This window comes from uncultured Adlercreutzia sp., assembly GCF_958431955.1.
Classification (GTDB): domain Bacteria; phylum Actinomycetota; class Coriobacteriia; order Coriobacteriales; family Eggerthellaceae; genus Adlercreutzia.
The window spans coordinates 51462-66171 of sequence record NZ_CAUASN010000013.1; the positions used below are offsets into that span (position 1 = coordinate 51462).

Consider the following 14710-nt stretch of genomic DNA (forward strand, 5'->3'; position numbering starts at 1 on the left):
CCGCATTTTGGGGCACTCGCGTAACAAAACCGTTCATTCCAAGCCAAAATACAGGATTTTTTACAACACGAGGAGGTGCGCTATGAAAGATGCCTACGGCTACGAACGCTACGAGGAGCCCTACGACTACGCGACGCGCGACAGGCGTGTGCGCATCGCACGGGGCTTGCAGGCCGTGGACGGACTCACCACCAGTGCCGCCTTCGACGAACCGGCGCAGCGCTACGTGGACGGCCAAATCAGCGCCGAAAACCTCCGCGACATCGTCGACGACTACTACGAGCAGAAAGTCGGCCGCGCCATCGACCGCACCTCCCAGGAGGCAGACCTGGCGAGCGCCCGCATTTGCGACCTTCTGGACTCCAACGGCTTCACCATGGCGCCGTCCACTCTGCGCACTATCCACGGGCGCCTTTTCCGCGGTCTGATGGAAGACGCACACTACGAGGAACATTACCGCGACTACAATTTCTCGAAGCGCGAGTTCGTCCTCGCCCGCGAATCGGTGGAGTACGGCGATTTCGAGACGCTGGAGGAAGATCTCGCCGGAGCATTCGCTGCCTTCGCGCCCGGAGCCTACACCGCCGACGACCCCTGGCCCTACATACGATCGATGAGCGCCTTCATCACACGCATTTGGCAGATTCACCCCTTTGCCGAGGGAAACACGCGCACCGTGGCCGTCTTTCTGCAGAAGCTGCTGCAGAACCATGGGTTTTCCTGCGGGAACGAGACGTTCGAGCATTACTCGCTCCACTTCCGCAATGCCCTCGTGCGGGCGAGCTACCGCAACGTGCCCGCGGGCGTGGTCCCCGACGACAGCTTCATCAACGAGTTCGTGGCTTGCCTGCTCAAGGACCGGCCCTTCCCCTACCGCAACCGCGACATGGCCGCCGCCGCGCTGTTCCGCGCAAAGGGCCTCATCCCGCCTCAGGAGGAGGGCTCGTCGCACATCGGCTAAGGGGACGGAGGCGCGATCAGGCAGAACCGGCTCTGACCCACAGCCCCGTCTCCCCAACACGGTCGCGGAACTACGGCACCCCGCTCCCGCGTTGTCGCGAGCCTGCAACATTCCGCACCAGCCCGTGAGCTTGACCTTCCCGTTGCGTGAAGGTTCATACTGGCGCCGTCGGAGAAACCTGAAGGGAGCAACCGTGAGCGAACGGCCCAAAACCATCGGCGAGATATCCCGTACCTCGGGTGTGAGCCCGCGCACGCTGCGCTACTACGAGGAGCGCGGCCTTCTGCGGCCGGCCCGCACCGAGGCGGGCTATCGCCTGTACACAGTCGCCGACGAGCGCCGACTCGCCCACATCATGGCGATGCGGTCCTGCGGCCTTCCGCTGACCGCCATCGAGCACATCATGGGCGACGACGAGCCGAACATCCACGACGCCCTCCTCAGGCACCTCCGCACCCTGCGCGCACAGGAGAAATCGCTGGACGCCGCCCTGCGCCGGACGCAGGCGGCCCTACACGCTATCGAAGGGATTACGAACATGAACACTGAAGACGCATTCGAGAAGCTGAAGCAGCAGGGCCTTGAGAGCTTCGAGGAAACCTACGGCCACGAGGCCCGCGAGCGCTACGGCAACGCCGTCATCGACGCTACCAACGAACGCATGATGGCCCTCACCCGCGACGAGTGGGACGCCAAGGAGCTGCTGGAGGACTCCATCAAGGTTCAGCTGCGCCTGGCCCTGGCTGGAAACGACCCCGCATCGAAGGAGGCAGCCGAGCTCGCCCGCATGCACGAGCGCTGGATTGCCATCCACTGGGGCCCGGGCTACGGGAAGGACGAGTACCTCGGCCTCGTGCGCGGGTACCTGGCCGACCCGCGCTTCACCACCTACTACGACGAGGCCGCAGGTCCCGGCGCCACCGCCTTCCTCGTGAAGGCCGTGGAGACCTATCAGGGTAACGCCGAAGGCTAGGAGAGCCGGCACAGCGAATGGGGACGCTGGGCACCGCGTCCCCATTCATGTGAGCCACATGACGGCAACAAACCGTTGATGGAGGTCAGGCGAGCCTTTTTCTTGGATACAGTTCTTGAGGAACGCACATTCCGCAAGAAAGGCGGCTCCCTTGAAAACGAACGACATCCTCTCTGAGAAGGGCGCTGCGGCCCCTTCCCCCTCCCCCACCGCGGCTTCCGAGGCGGCTTCTACCAGCAGCGTCTCCTCCCCTGCAGCGGAAATCTCCGCCGCGCCGGCCCCTTCTGTTCCCGCACGGCCCCTGCCCAAGCGCATCGCGCTGGTCACCGGCGGATCGTCGGGCCTCGGCCGCGAGTTCGCCGTGCAGATCGACGCCATGCAGATAGTCGACGAGATTTGGCTCGTCGCGCGCAAGGAGGAGGCCCTCAAGGCCGTCGCGGCCACGTTGAGCACGCCGGCCCGCATCGTCGTAGCCGACCTCACGAGCAAAGCCGACATCGCCTCCATCGTCTCCACTTTGAACGCCGAGCAGCCCCATGTGAGCTACCTGGTGAACGCCGCCGGTTTCGGCAAGTTCGGCGACTGGCAGACCATCTCCGACGAGGCCGTGGACTCCATGATCGACCTGAATTGCCGCGGGCTCGTGGACATGACCCGCGCAGCACTGCCCTACATGGACCGCGGCAGCCGCATCATCGAGGTTGCCTCGGCCGCGGCCTTCGTGCCGCTGCCCCACATGAACGTGTACGCGGCTACCAAGGCCTTCGTGCTGCGCTACACCCGCGCCCTGCGCTGGGAGCTGCATGGCACCGGCATCACAGCCACGGCGCTGTGCCCCACCTGGGTTAAGACCGGCTTCGAGAAGGTGGCCCGCACATCCGGGGGCGCCCACGACGTGGGGCACCTCTTCGGCGAGCAAAGCGCGAGCACCGTGGTGCGCCGCGCTCTCTGCGCCAACAAGGCCCACTTCGCCGTCGCCTGCGCAAGCCCTCAATCGGCAGCCCTGCGCCTCATCGGCAAAATCGTTCCCGATTGCATCACCATGGCCGGCTGGGACATCCTGCGCCGCCTGTAGGAAAGGAATCTCATGGACATCAACAACGATTACGGGCAGGCCACCTCGGCCGCCGACGTGCAGAATCAGATCAACCTCATGGAGCAGTACTTCGAAACCGGCGAGACGCTCTCGGTCGATTTCCGCCTGCGCCAACTGCGACGCCTGCAGTCCTACCTGCTCGCCCACGAGCGCGAGGCCCTCGAGGCGCTCCACGCCGACCTGGGCAAGTCGGAATTCGAGTCCTATGCCACCGAGCTGGGGCTCGTCTACGACGAGATCCGCCTGTACCTGAAGAAGCTGCGCCAGTGGGCCAAGCCGCGCCACGTGCCCACCTCACTCGCCCATTTCCCCAGCAGCTCGACGGTGTACCCCTACCCCTTCGGCGTGGCAGCCGTGCTCTCACCGTGGAATTACCCGCTGCAGCTGACTCTCGTGCCCCTCGTGGACGCCATCGGCGCCGGCAACTGCGTGGCTATGAAGCCCTCGAAGACCTCGCCGGCCACGGCCGCCTTCATCCGCGACATGTGCCGCGAGGTGTTCGATCCGCGCTACGTGTACTGCTGGCACGGCAGCGACGACATGAACGACTGGCTTTTGCAGGTGGAATTCGACAAGATCATGTTCACCGGCAGCCCGCGCGTCGGCAAAGAGATCATGGCCCATGCCGCCGAGAGCCTCACGAGTGTGACGCTGGAGCTCGGCGGCAAGAGCCCGGTGTTCATCGCCCAAGACGCCGACATCAAGCGCGCCGCCCAGCGCATCGCCTGGGGCAAGTGCCTCAACTCGGGGCAAACGTGCGTCGGCCCCGACTACGCCCTCGTGCACGAGGATGTCGCCGACGCGTTCGTGGAGGAGCTCGACCACTACCTGCACGCCTACTACGGTGAGGACATCCTCGCGAGCCCCGACTACCCCCACATGATCAACCAGAAGCACTTCGACATGGTGTGCGGCCTCATCGACGACCGGCGCCCGGGCTCGAAGATCGCCATCGGCGGCCGGCGCAACCCCGCCACGCTCCAGATCGAGCCGACCGTGGTGACCGGCGTGACCATCGACGATCCGCTCATGAGCCAGGAGATCTTCGGACCGGCGCTGCCCATCATCACTTGGCGCGACATCGACGAGGCGCTCGCCATCGTGAAGTCCATCAAGCACCCGCTCGCATGCTACATCTTCTCGAACAGCCGCGCCCTCCAGAAGAAGATCCTCGACACGGTGCGCTGCGGCGGCTCCACCATCAACGACGTGGTCATCCACGCCAGCAACAACCACATGGGCTTCGGCGGCGTGCAGAACTCGGGCATCGGCGCCTACCACGGCAAGGTGGGATTCGACGCCTTCACCCACTACAAGTCCACTTTGAAGAAGTCGACCCTCATCGAGATGGGCATCCGCAATCCTCCTTTCGACGAGAAGAAGATGCGTCTGCTGAAGCTGTTCATGCCGGGACGTTGATCTTCGGGCAGCCCTACGGCCCCGTGCGTCCATCGGAGCCGCGCGGGACCGCGGTCGACCGCCGCTCCCGCGACCGGCATCTCGCGCGGCTATTCGAGCGGCTTGTCCTGGCCGGGGGCGTCTTGGATGGTGCGCAGGCCGTTGGCCGGCGGCTCGCCGAGGGGAAACCAGTACTTCCACACTTGGAAGGGTCGGGCTCCGCGCACGCCGTCCACGTCTTTGAAGGCGTCTTTGGGGATGATGGTACGCACGGCACGCCCGCTGAGGGTGGTAAGCCGGACGCCGCCCGTCCGCAGGGCATCGTCGCAGAAGGTCAGGCAGTTGTAGGTGACGAGGTTGTAAGTGCCCGGATGCTGGCGCCGCTGCTCGGCATAGGCGCGCACGCCGTTGAAGGAAACCTCGTCGCAGACAAGGGCGATAGCGCAGTTCACATGCTCGTTCCACCAGTTGCCCGGCTCCCCGTGCACGATCCAGCCCGAGGCTTGCTCAAGCGTGGCGAAGGTCATAGGGTCGCGCAGGCACGCCATGATGCCCGGCGCCTCCAGCTTGGTGCTGTGGCGGTAGTAGGAATAGGTTTCAAGGGGACCGTCCACCGGCCCGAGGGCGAGGATGCAGTGCCCCTCGTCCCACGCCGCCTCAAGGTTGAACAGCAAAAACACATTGAACGACCCCGGGGGCACCGGCTCCCATGCCGCACGGGGGCGCGCTTCGCGCTGCTGCACCTCATGGCACTCCCGAAGGTTCTTCTCGGTTTCCTCGGTCTTGATGCGCTCTTCCATGCCGTACACCTTCCTCAATTCCGCAACCTAATGCACGGCGGCATTGCCCGACGCAAATCGCCTGCTTGCCGCCTCCGCGATTGCGCTCAGCTTGCCGTGACGAGCGTGCCCGTCTCGCCGCGCAGGCCCTCGGCGGCATGGTCGAGCGACGTGATGACGGCCCGTCCGCCGGGATGGGCTTCCACGAACTTCACGCAGGCCTCAACCTTCGGCAGCATGCTGCCCGGCGCAAACTGCCCCTGGGCGGCATAGGCGCGGGCCTCTTCCGCCGTCATGGTATCGAGGGCGCGCTGGGTGGGCTGGTTGAAGTCGAGGTAGACCTTCTCCACCGCCGTAAGGATGACGAGCACATCGGCCCGCATGCGCCACGCGAGCAGGGCGCTGGTCAGATCTTTATCCACAATGGCGTCCACCGCCGCGTACTGCCCGCCGCGCTCGGTCACGGGAATGCCGCCGCCCCCAGCCGCCACAACCACGCAGCCGTCCTCCATCAGATCGCGGATGGTCTCCAACTCCACGATGTCCTGGGGCACCGGGCTCGGCACCACGCGCCGCCAACCGCGGCCGGAATCCTCCCGCACGGGAAACCCCGTGGCCTTCGAGAAGGCCTTCGCCGCCGCCTCGGTCATGAAGGCGCCGATGGGCTTCTCGAAATCCTTGAAGGCGGGGTCATCGTCATCCACGGTCACGTGGGTGGGCACGTTGGCCACCTCGCGCATGATGTCGTCGCGGCGGAACTGGTTCATGAGCGCCACGGCGAGCTGGGCGCCGATATAGCCCTGGCTCATGGCGTTGCAGTCGGCCAGGGGCATGGGAGGCACCTGGGCCTGCTTGTTCTGGGAGGCCACAGTGAAGGCCTCGTCGATGATACCCACCTGCGGGCCGTTGCCATGGGTCACCACCACGTTCACGCCCTCCTTCACGAGGCGCGCCAGGTTCCCCGCCGTGCGGACGAGGCGTTTCTGCTGCTCGGCGGGATCATCCCCCAGGGCGTTGCCGCCGAGGGCCACTACCACCCGCTTGCCTTCGAGACTTCCCCGCATCATCAGGCCTCCCCTCTTGCTCGTGCCTTTGTACCGCGTTTACGGTAGCAGACCCGTCGGCGACCCGGCCGGCTCGCGGCGCACCTGCAACGCGCCCGTTGACGGCATCATTTTATGGGTCGGGGCCAGGTTACCGTTGGGCATCGGCGCATCTACGAAGTCGGCGGCCGCGCGCTCGACTTCGGGAAGTGGGGTAGCGTGAGGGGAAACTACCGCTGCGACGCGGTTGCGCCGCCTTTCCCGAAGGTCTGCCATGTCCGATATTTCCCGTTCCACCTCCCCCTCTGCCTCCACCTCGGACAAGCTCGCGGCCAAAAAGGCCGCGAGCGTCCCCGCCGCCCCGGCCGCATCTGACGATCCCGGCCACACCGCTGCGCCGGCGGCGTCAACTGCATCGAGCGCCGCGGCCGCCACTCCGCCCGCCATCCCCACAGGGCGCGCGATGTGGGCCATGATGGCGCTCATGCTGGGCAGCAACCTTCTGGCCTCGTTCAACCAGTCACTCATGAACATCGCGCTGGATGCCACGGCCACCCAGTTCCACATCAGCCTGTCGCAGGCAAACTGGCTCGTGCTCGGGTTCACTATCGTGGCGGCCACGGTCATCACCATGGCCGCGTCGCTTCTGAAACGGTTCGGCATCCGCAAGGTCATGATGTTCGGCTACGCGGCGTCCCTTGCAGGTTCGGTGCTCGGCATGCTGGCGTGGAACTTCCCCACCATGCTGGCCGCCCGCCTTATCCAGGCGCTCACGGTGGGGCTGTTCTTCCCCGTGGTCACGAGCGTCATCCTCACGCTGGCGCCGAAGGGCAAAAGCGCCACCATGCTCGCCATCAACAGCGGGGCCATCGGGGTGGGGCTCGCCTTCTCGCCGCTGCTCTCGGGCCTCGTGCTCACCTACGTGGGGCTGCGGGCGCTGTTCGCCATTCCGCTTGTGATGTCGGCCATCCTGCTTGGGCTCGGATTCTTCTTCCTGCACGACATCTACGCCCGCGAGGACCGGCCCATCGACATCCTCAGTGTGGTGCTGAGCTTCGCGGGGCTTTCCGCCTTCATCTTCGGGCTGAACGAGGTGACCCGCACCGTGCTGCCGTCGGTGCTCTGCATGGCGGCCGGCGCCGTGGGGCTCGGGCTGTTCGCGTGGCGGCAGTTCGCCATTCCCCACCCGCTTCTGAATCTGGCGCCGCTGCGCCACGGGCGGTTCGTGTTCGGCGAGGTGCTCATGATGCTCGGGTACATGGGGTCCATCTACCTGAGCCTGCTCGTGCCGCTGTATTTGGAGGGGACGGCGGGTTACACCGCCTTCGCCGCCGGCGGCCTTCTGTGCGCGCCCATCCTGTGCTACGCCGGGGCCTGCTTTCTCGGCGGACGCATCGAGGACCGACACGGCGTGTGGCCGCTCGTGCCCCTCGGGTTCCTTGTGCTGCTCGTCGGATACATTGCCGTGGAAGTCACCTCGGCGGCGATGCTCATCGTGCCCATGATCCTCTGTGCCGGCGCCGCCTATGTGGGCGTAGGGCTCGTCTTCCCTACCTTGAAGGCGGTTGATCTGGACTCGCTGCCGCGGGCCATCTACGCCCACGGGTCGTCCATCCACTCCACCCTGGTGCAGATCGCCGGCTCGGTGGGATCGGCCCTGTTCGTGGGCATCATGTCCGCCGACACCGACCGCCTCATGGCCCAGGGCATCGCGAAGGCCCACGCCTACGCCTCCGGATTCTCCCACACCATCTTCATCGCCATCGGCATTCTGGCCGTGGCCTTCGTCGGCGCGGTAGCGTTCGGCCGCCTTATGCGCCGGCAGCGCCAGAAGGGTATCAAATCGCAATCAAAGCCCGCAACGACGGCGCCTAAGGCCTAGGGCTTCGGTACCCTCGTCGGAGATATTCGACGAGAAGGAGTTTCCCATGGATTCGACGCAACTGAGCACCGTGACCGTGGACGCCGGCCAGGAACTGGTCGTGGTGGAAGCGGAGCCCGCACCCGAGCGGCCTCTGAAGGAGAAGGCCATCATCGCGGCCGTGCTTGCGGCGGTGGCCCTCATATCGCTGCTCGTGTTCGCGAACATCGCCTCGAACCCCGAGACCTACACCGGCATCATCGACACCCTGGACGAGAAGAAGGGCAACGTCATGATGCTCGCCACCACCACGACGGCCGCCTCGGCCGCCATATCGGCGCTGCCCAACGACATGGGCACCCCCATCGCCGAGAAGCTCGTGGACTTCAGCTCGTACTTCATGGTCATTCTGGCGGTGATCTACCTGGAGAAGTTCCTGCTGACCACGCTGGGTTTCCTCGGCTTCGGCATTCTGGTGCCGGCGGCCTGCGCGCTGTTCGCCGTGGCGGTGTTCTTGCGACGGGGAACGCTCACGCGGGTAAATCTGCAGCGGCTCGGCACGAAGCTCGCGGCCTTCGGGCTGGCCCTGGCGCTCGTGGTGCCGGTGAGCGTGTGGCTGACCGACAACGTGGACGCCACCTTCGACGAGTCGCTCGCAGCCTCGAACGCCGCCGCCCAAGAGGCCACCGAGCAGCTGGAGGAGAGCACCCAGGAACAGGCGCAGGAGGATCCGGGGCTTCTCGGCGGCATCGCCAACGCGGTGCAGGAGGGGTGGAATGGCCTGACCCAGGGCGCGCAGCAGGCGCTCGACAGCCTGGGCGAGCAGCTGAACACCATGATCGACACCATGGCGGTCATGATCGTGACGAGCTGCCTCATTCCCCTACTCGTGCTCATCTTGTTCCTGCAGCTCGTGAAGATCATCACGGGACTCGACTTCGGGGGCGCCACTGCCGTCATGGGAGCCGCCCGCACCAAGGGCCGCGCTGTCGCCCGCTCGCTGCACCGCCCCGCGCAGAAGGGCTAGAACGATGGACGGCTTGGCCGAAGGGCGCGCCACGTGCGCCATCTGCCCGCACACGTGCCGGCTGGCCGAGGGGCAGACGGGACTCTGCCACGCGCGCGTCGCGGTGGGCGGCCAAGTGGTGGACGCCAACTACGGGCGCGTCACGTCGCTTGCGCTTGACCCCATCGAGAAGAAGCCGCTCGCGCGCTTTCGACCCGGCACGAAGGTGCTGTCGGTGGGCTCCTACGGCTGCAATTTGCGCTGCCCGTTCTGCCAGAACGCCTCTATCGCGTGCGCAGGCGAGGACGACGTGCCCTGGCGCACGATGGCGCCAGCAGAGCTGGTCGAGCTGGCCGCGTCGCTTATGCCCGAGGGCAACGTCGGCGTCGCCTTCACCTACAACGAGTCGCTCGTGGGCTTCGAATTCGTGCGCGACACCGCCCGCCTGGCACGCGAGCGCGACCTGGCCAACGTGCTCGTGTCGAACGGGTACGTGAACGACGGTCCGCTGCGGGAGATAGCCCCGCTCATCGACGCGGCGAACATCGACCTGAAGGGATTCACCCAAAGCTTCTACGACCTCGTCGGCGGGGATTTGGACACGGTGAAGCGCACGATAGCGGTACTTGCCGCCGAACCCGGCTGCCACTTGGAGGTGACGACGCTCATCATCCCCGGCCTGAACGACGGCGAGGATGAGATTGACGCCGCGGCCGCGTGGCTCGCATCGCTTAACCCAGGCATCCCCTACCACATAACGCGCTTCTTCCCCTGCCACCGCCTGCAAGACCGCCCCGCCACGCCGCCCGCAACCGTGCACCAGCTGGCCGCCATAGCCCGCCGCCACCTCAAGCACGTCTATGTGGGAAACTGCTAGGAGAAGACGCTAGCGTCCTTGATTTGTTTTAGCGACCGCGTTTCCTCCTAGGATGCCGCCGACGAGACGCGGATCACCTTGCCGCCGGCGTTTTCGATCGCCACCTCCACCGCATGGAGCATTAGCCGCATATCGAATTGGCATGCACTACTCAACACGAGCAGGTTCGCTGCGAAAACCACGATCCAGCAGAAGAACGCCCCTTATGCGAGCTCCTCCATCGTGTATGTGCTGTAGCCCTCATAACGATAGCTGGCATCGATGCCCTTCATGTACGTCTGCCGATCATCGACCCGATCGGTCAGCGCACTTTTGAGCAATGCCTTGATCTCGACATCCTTGATTGGGCTGCGCTCCATGGCAAGCAGGTAATCCTCTTTGTCCACAAGGCTCCAGTCGACCACAACACCGCACGCGCGCTTCAGCATCAGGTCGAGCCAGATCCTCATGCTGCGCCCATTGCCCTCGCGAAAGGGATGCGCAACGTTCATCTCCACGTACTTCTCAACGATCTCGTCGAAGGTCAGCTGCGGCATTCGGTCTATGGCCGAAAGCGCGTCCTCCAAATAGAGCGAAGCCGCGAAACGAAATCCCCCTTTCGAGATGTTCTCCCGCCGCATCTGCCCGGCAAAGTCATACACATCCTGGAACAGATACCCGTGAATCCGCGCAAGGCCAGCGAACGCGCCCGCCTCAAAATCGTCGAGCAGGCCGCCTTCAAACAGCTCCAGAGCGCGCTTTTTCGTCAAGCGCTCCTCTTCGCGCGCCAATTCGGCATCGCTGTCTATGCCCAACTTGTTGCCAAGAACCATGCCGTCCCCTTATCGCCTAACCAGATGAAGCGCCTCTCGCCTCCGGGTCAAATCGCCCTTTTCTTCGCATCCGATTGTAATTGAAACGCCTTCTGCGCTTGCAGGACGCTCGATCATAATGGAAACAACCCACGATCGCGTTTGGATCGTCGCGACCTCGGCCACAGTCGGATTACCCGCCGCTACAGCAGCTCCAGTTCAGGGATATCGAGGGGCATCCATTCGGCGGCATCGATCAGCCCCCCCCCTCTCTCGCACGCGTCCCAGAGATGGAACGCCATCCCTATTCGTCTCCCGAACTTCTCCTGACCGGCAAGACAGTCGACGTATTCATCTTTGGGAGCAAGAAACACCCAGTCTTCGCCCAGCAAAATATCGGCCAACCAAGATGCCTCATGCATATAGGTCGGAACGTCTGCATCATTCAGATGCTCCCATATCAAAGCCATCTCTTCTGCATGAAAGTCAAAATGCCCGTGTATGCCCAGCCGCCACATCCGCCCAGAGCGGACAAGCCGCCTAATCGTTGCTTCCGTTACCATGAATCCCCCTTTCGCACATCCGACCATCTTCTGTCTTCCACCATATCAGGCACAGACAGTCCCGCTCAATAGTCGCAACAGTCCCATTGTGCGCCTGCGAACGAGGGTCAAGCTTATCTACGGAAGGACTGCGAGACAGAGCGTCCTTGATTTGTTTTAGCAATCTTGATTTGTTTTAGCATCCTTGATTTTTTTAGCGACCGTGATTCCCTTCAGGACGTTGTCGACGAGACGCGGACCACCTTGCCGCCGGCATTTTCGATCGCCACTTCCATCGCATGAAGCATCAGCTGCACATCAGCTTGGCCCGTCCCGCTCGCCATAAGCAAGTCTCCCTGTCCGAATATCTCATCATCCTCCGACGGCCAGCTATACCCCGCTGACAATCGGCCGAGGTGATCGTTAACGTTGATCTGCGCCTGACGCACCTCCCCGTCGATCTCATACTCAACGGTGATCTGCGTGAAGGATGACGGAGCCGCAAGCCACGCCGCAGCCCCCGCTCCTACAACGAGCACGACCGCCAGGACACACGCCGCTACCGCCCTTTTCGCGATAGTCGTCGTTCGAGCCATGCGACGGTTCTGCAGATCTATCTGCTCATTGAGCACCGCTGCCTGCACGGAAAGCTCCTCGATGCTCTTCGCTTGAACGGCATCAACACCTATCAAATCGGACACACTCACCTGCAGCGCCTCCGCAACAGCCATAAGCAGATCGGCATCGGGAACCGAAAGCCCCTTCTCCCATTTCGACACTGTCTGGCGTACCACGTGCACCCGTTCCGCCAGCTCCTCCTGCGTGATGCCGCGCCGTTCCCGCATGCGTCTCAGGTTCTCGCCCAGCATATGCCCCTCCTTCGCTTCACTCGTCCGTGCTTTAGCAACCCCATAATAGGCCACCGCCAACCAAGCACCTAGCAATGGAAATTAACATCGCAGGTCAGCTATGGAAATCACGCGCCAGCAGGAACATACCTCTCGCTCCGCACAGAGCGGAGCCTGAAAGTGAAGTTGATGCCTATAACCGTGCTTCGGCATCGCGGGCGGCCTCGCGGGGAGAGCGCCCGAAGCTTTCGATCTGCGGCGGAATGGGTGGAAGCCAGATCTTCCGACAAGGCGCCAACGCTCAAAACCGCACGGCACTGCCGACAACGAACTACCCGACAACTCCAACGCGAAACCGCAACGTTCCAAAGTATCCTTTGCGGGGAAATGCCGCAGATCCGGAAAACAGGCGAGCCCTTACAGCTCGACCGAGAAGACCTCCGTCTGGTTGGCCAGGTCCAGCTCAAGCTGCAGCGCAGCGATCTCGTCGGCGACGGCGCGGTAGTCCGCTTCAGCCTGGGCAACGTCATAGTTCGCGTACCGATACTCGATGGGCCCGTTGCTACTACCGAAGTAGCGGTCGCCCAGGCGCTCCCGAGGCTGACGCGAGGCGAGTGAATTCAGACGATCCTTCCGCCCCGAAAGCTGCGCGAGCAGGATAAGCGCTTCGTCGATGCTAATGCCTCGCTCGGGCAGAACCGTCTGCATGTTGAACCGGTGCAGGGCATGACGAATGGCCCGCGCCTCGGCATCGATCTGCGCGACCTTCTCGCGTACGGCCCCGTAGTCGTAGACAGGAGGCTCGGCCGCCTCCCCCTCCGCGAGCACGTAGGTGCTCACTTCCTGCTCACTCCGCAGCAGCCGATCCTTCTCGTCCTGCAACCGCCGCAGATACTTGTTAGCACTAGCCGATGTGAATTCCACACGACCACCTCTTCCTCGCGCCGACCATTCGATGGCAACCACCATATCAGGTGCCAACAGTCGCATTCAACAGTCCCACTAGTCCGATTTGAGATTGATACTTTTGAGCTGCTACAATGCCAAACGCCGGCCGCAAACGTCTCGCAGCATGTACTGCGGACCTCATGTAAAGCAATCACACCCGTAGCACCGCAGCTGATAGAAAACGACCAACGCATTCGGAATCCCCTCGCTACGAATCGGACAGAATGCTTAGACACTTTGATGCAGATGGGCGGGGATATTTCAGCTTAAACAGTGAATTGCTTACGTCGTCTACAATCATTCTTCTATTTCAATGTCATCGTATAATAAAGAACTGCATCGAGACGACGCTCCGGCCTTAAAAACCTCACACCCTTTGCCGATATAATTCGATCATGATCGTCCGCAGGAACTCGTGGATAAATGAAGTTATCGGATAGAACGAACCGGGCAATATTATCGTTGGTAAAGCTACCCGCCTTATCTGTTTGACCTCCGAAGGTAATTAGGGAATGAGTTCTGTTGAACATAACAGAACCCTGCGCAGCATAATCGAACATACTCTTCACAAACCAAATCAACGCACGCTCCGGGCGCCCAATGTGCTCTGTATGGCGTATGACGCTATTTCGCATAACGTTTGAAAAGAGTTGGAGAAATGCAAAATTTGACCAGAAAAAGACATCGAAGCCGGCAGGGTCAAATTCGGCCTCCTGCCCCACGGTTCTCCATTCCCCCATCAGCGCAAAGGGCGCTTGCCTATCAACGCCCTGCCGAGTAAGCTCATCCGCAGCATCAAGTATTTGCTGTCTATGAGCAAGCATGTATGCTTCATTGTTCCATTCGTAGTCAATGGGGTTCCCCAACGCCTCAACGATGATGTCTGAAACGGTGATTCGCTCAGCTCTCCCAAAGCTGGCCGCCACCGAAAAGCACAGCTGCTCAATCGAAGGAGGTCTGACAACTAGCTCGCAAAGCTGCTCTTCGCGCGGCTTGCTTGCCGTCCCACTCGTGGGCACCACAACAAGCTTAACCTCAAACGCCGATATCTCTTTCCCCGTATTAGAGTCCTTAACGACAATGTCAGATCGGTTAGCTCGATCAACAGCATAAGCGTCGTAGCCGGAAAAAGAATCTTCAAAAGCGTAATAAGCCGAACGGGGGTCAATGCCTATTAACTCTGCAAGCGATTCTAACTTCTGAAAAGTTCTCGGCCTGCCATCCCCGCCTATCTCGGCGACAATGTAATTCATTGGCAACTTCTTTTCCTCGTCAATATAATTTGCCAACGCTATCGGAAAAGCAGTGGTAAAGGTGTTTTTCCCGAAAGAATCAGCTCTTTCGAAGTCCTTATTCGAGCGATCCAAGCCATACATATAGCTCATTTAAGCTCCTCACATCTTCTGAAAATCAACTATATTATAGGCTCTCAATAAGAGCTTTGGCCTGCGCGCTTACAAGAAGCCAAAACAAGCTCGCAAGAGCTATCTCCAACTAGTTACTTCACGGTTCACGTGCGAGGATTCGCCTTATCCCCCGATCTCAGCATTATAGCGGCCGATGCGTTGACGTCAATTTATTGACGTC

The 14710-nt window shown here is 62.3% G+C and carries 14 protein-coding genes; 7 read left to right on the forward strand and 7 right to left on the reverse strand.

The annotated features are described in order from the left end of the window. Nucleotides 1–82 precede the first annotated feature (82 nt). From Q5064_RS05775 to Q5064_RS05790, 4 genes are all read left to right on the forward strand, one after another. A complete protein-coding gene (locus tag Q5064_RS05775; RefSeq protein WP_302962967.1) occupies nt 83–961 on the forward strand; it encodes a Fic family protein in 879 nt (292 codons plus the stop codon). Nucleotides 962–1154: 193 nt separating this feature from the next. Further along, nucleotides 1155–1934 carry a MerR family transcriptional regulator gene (locus Q5064_RS05780; protein ID WP_302962969.1) on the forward strand — a complete coding sequence of 260 codons (780 nt, stop codon included), beginning with the start codon at nt 1155–1157 and terminating at the stop codon, nt 1932–1934. A 151-nt stretch (nt 1935–2085) separates the two neighbouring features. Next, complete coding sequence (locus Q5064_RS05785) at nt 2086–3009, forward strand: SDR family oxidoreductase (protein WP_302962971.1); 924 nt, start codon at nt 2086–2088, stop codon at nt 3007–3009. Between the two features lie 12 nt (nt 3010–3021). Further along, complete coding sequence (locus Q5064_RS05790) at nt 3022–4449, forward strand: aldehyde dehydrogenase family protein (RefSeq protein WP_302962973.1); 1428 nt, start codon at nt 3022–3024, stop codon at nt 4447–4449. A gap of 89 nt (nt 4450–4538) precedes the next feature. Here the strand turns inward: Q5064_RS05790 and Q5064_RS05795 are convergent, their stop codons facing one another. Beyond that, a complete protein-coding gene (locus Q5064_RS05795) occupies nt 4539–5228 on the reverse strand; it encodes a hypothetical protein (RefSeq protein ID WP_302962975.1) in 690 nt (229 codons plus the stop codon). Between the two features lie 86 nt (nt 5229–5314). Continuing rightward, complete coding sequence (arcC, locus tag Q5064_RS05800; RefSeq protein WP_302962976.1) at nt 5315–6274, reverse strand: carbamate kinase; 960 nt, start codon at nt 6272–6274, stop codon at nt 5315–5317. A gap of 250 nt (nt 6275–6524) precedes the next feature. Here arcC and Q5064_RS05805 point away from each other — a divergent pair, with 250 nt between their 5' ends. From Q5064_RS05805 to amrS, 3 genes are read left to right on the forward strand one after another with little or no spacing between them, the layout of a single operon-like run. Continuing rightward, a complete protein-coding gene (locus Q5064_RS05805; protein WP_302962977.1) occupies nt 6525–8132 on the forward strand; it encodes an MFS transporter in 1608 nt (535 codons plus the stop codon). A 46-nt stretch (nt 8133–8178) separates the two neighbouring features. Beyond that, nucleotides 8179–9138 carry a hypothetical protein gene (locus Q5064_RS05810; RefSeq protein WP_302962978.1) on the forward strand — a complete coding sequence of 320 codons (960 nt, stop codon included), beginning with the start codon at nt 8179–8181 and terminating at the stop codon, nt 9136–9138. A 4-nt stretch (nt 9139–9142) separates the two neighbouring features. Then, nucleotides 9143–9994: an AmmeMemoRadiSam system radical SAM enzyme gene (gene amrS / locus Q5064_RS05815; RefSeq protein WP_302962979.1), complete on the forward strand. Its 852-nt coding sequence runs from the start codon at nt 9143–9145 to the stop codon at nt 9992–9994. Between the two features lie 203 nt (nt 9995–10197). Here the strand turns inward: amrS and fic are convergent, their stop codons facing one another. From fic to Q5064_RS05840, 5 genes are all read right to left on the reverse strand, one after another. Beyond that, the gene (gene fic / locus Q5064_RS05820) at nt 10198–10806 is read right to left on the reverse strand and encodes a protein adenylyltransferase Fic (protein WP_302962980.1); all 609 of its coding nucleotides are present in this window, start codon (nt 10804–10806) and stop codon (nt 10198–10200) included. Nucleotides 10807–10988: 182 nt separating this feature from the next. Next, the gene (locus Q5064_RS05825; RefSeq protein ID WP_302962982.1) at nt 10989–11348 is read right to left on the reverse strand and encodes a hypothetical protein; all 360 of its coding nucleotides are present in this window, start codon (nt 11346–11348) and stop codon (nt 10989–10991) included. Between the two features lie 212 nt (nt 11349–11560). Further along, entirely contained in the window at nt 11561–12196 is a 636-nt protein-coding gene (locus Q5064_RS05830; RefSeq protein WP_302962984.1) for a helix-turn-helix domain-containing protein, read from the reverse strand. A 396-nt stretch (nt 12197–12592) separates the two neighbouring features. Beyond that, nucleotides 12593–13099: a hypothetical protein gene (locus tag Q5064_RS05835; RefSeq protein ID WP_302962985.1), complete on the reverse strand. Its 507-nt coding sequence runs from the start codon at nt 13097–13099 to the stop codon at nt 12593–12595. A gap of 329 nt (nt 13100–13428) precedes the next feature. Continuing rightward, nucleotides 13429–14508 carry a HindVP family restriction endonuclease gene (locus Q5064_RS05840; RefSeq protein WP_302962987.1) on the reverse strand — a complete coding sequence of 360 codons (1080 nt, stop codon included), beginning with the start codon at nt 14506–14508 and terminating at the stop codon, nt 13429–13431. Nucleotides 14509–14710: the final 202 nt, after the last annotated feature.

Excerpts from the sequence above, each read along its gene's own strand:
- Q5064_RS05840 (WP_302962987.1), bottom strand. The coding sequence starts at position 14,508 with ATGAGCTATATGTATGGCTTGGATCGCTCGAATAAGGACTTCGAAAGA.
- amrS (WP_302962979.1), top strand. The coding sequence starts at position 9,143 with ATGGACGGCTTGGCCGAAGGGCGCGCCACGTGCGCCATCTGCCCGCAC.
- Q5064_RS05825 (WP_302962982.1), bottom strand. The coding sequence starts at position 11,348 with ATGGTAACGGAAGCAACGATTAGGCGGCTTGTCCGCTCTGGGCGGATG.
- fic (WP_302962980.1), bottom strand. The coding sequence starts at position 10,806 with ATGGTTCTTGGCAACAAGTTGGGCATAGACAGCGATGCCGAATTGGCG.
- Q5064_RS05810 (WP_302962978.1), top strand. The coding sequence starts at position 8,179 with ATGGATTCGACGCAACTGAGCACCGTGACCGTGGACGCCGGCCAGGAA.
- arcC (WP_302962976.1), bottom strand. The coding sequence starts at position 6,274 with ATGATGCGGGGAAGTCTCGAAGGCAAGCGGGTGGTAGTGGCCCTCGGC.
- Q5064_RS05795 (WP_302962975.1), bottom strand. The coding sequence starts at position 5,228 with ATGGAAGAGCGCATCAAGACCGAGGAAACCGAGAAGAACCTTCGGGAG.
- Q5064_RS05775 (WP_302962967.1), top strand. The coding sequence starts at position 83 with ATGAAAGATGCCTACGGCTACGAACGCTACGAGGAGCCCTACGACTAC.
- Q5064_RS05790 (WP_302962973.1), top strand. The coding sequence starts at position 3,022 with ATGGACATCAACAACGATTACGGGCAGGCCACCTCGGCCGCCGACGTG.
- Q5064_RS05805 (WP_302962977.1), top strand. The coding sequence starts at position 6,525 with ATGTCCGATATTTCCCGTTCCACCTCCCCCTCTGCCTCCACCTCGGAC.
- Q5064_RS05830 (WP_302962984.1), bottom strand. The coding sequence starts at position 12,196 with ATGCTGGGCGAGAACCTGAGACGCATGCGGGAACGGCGCGGCATCACG.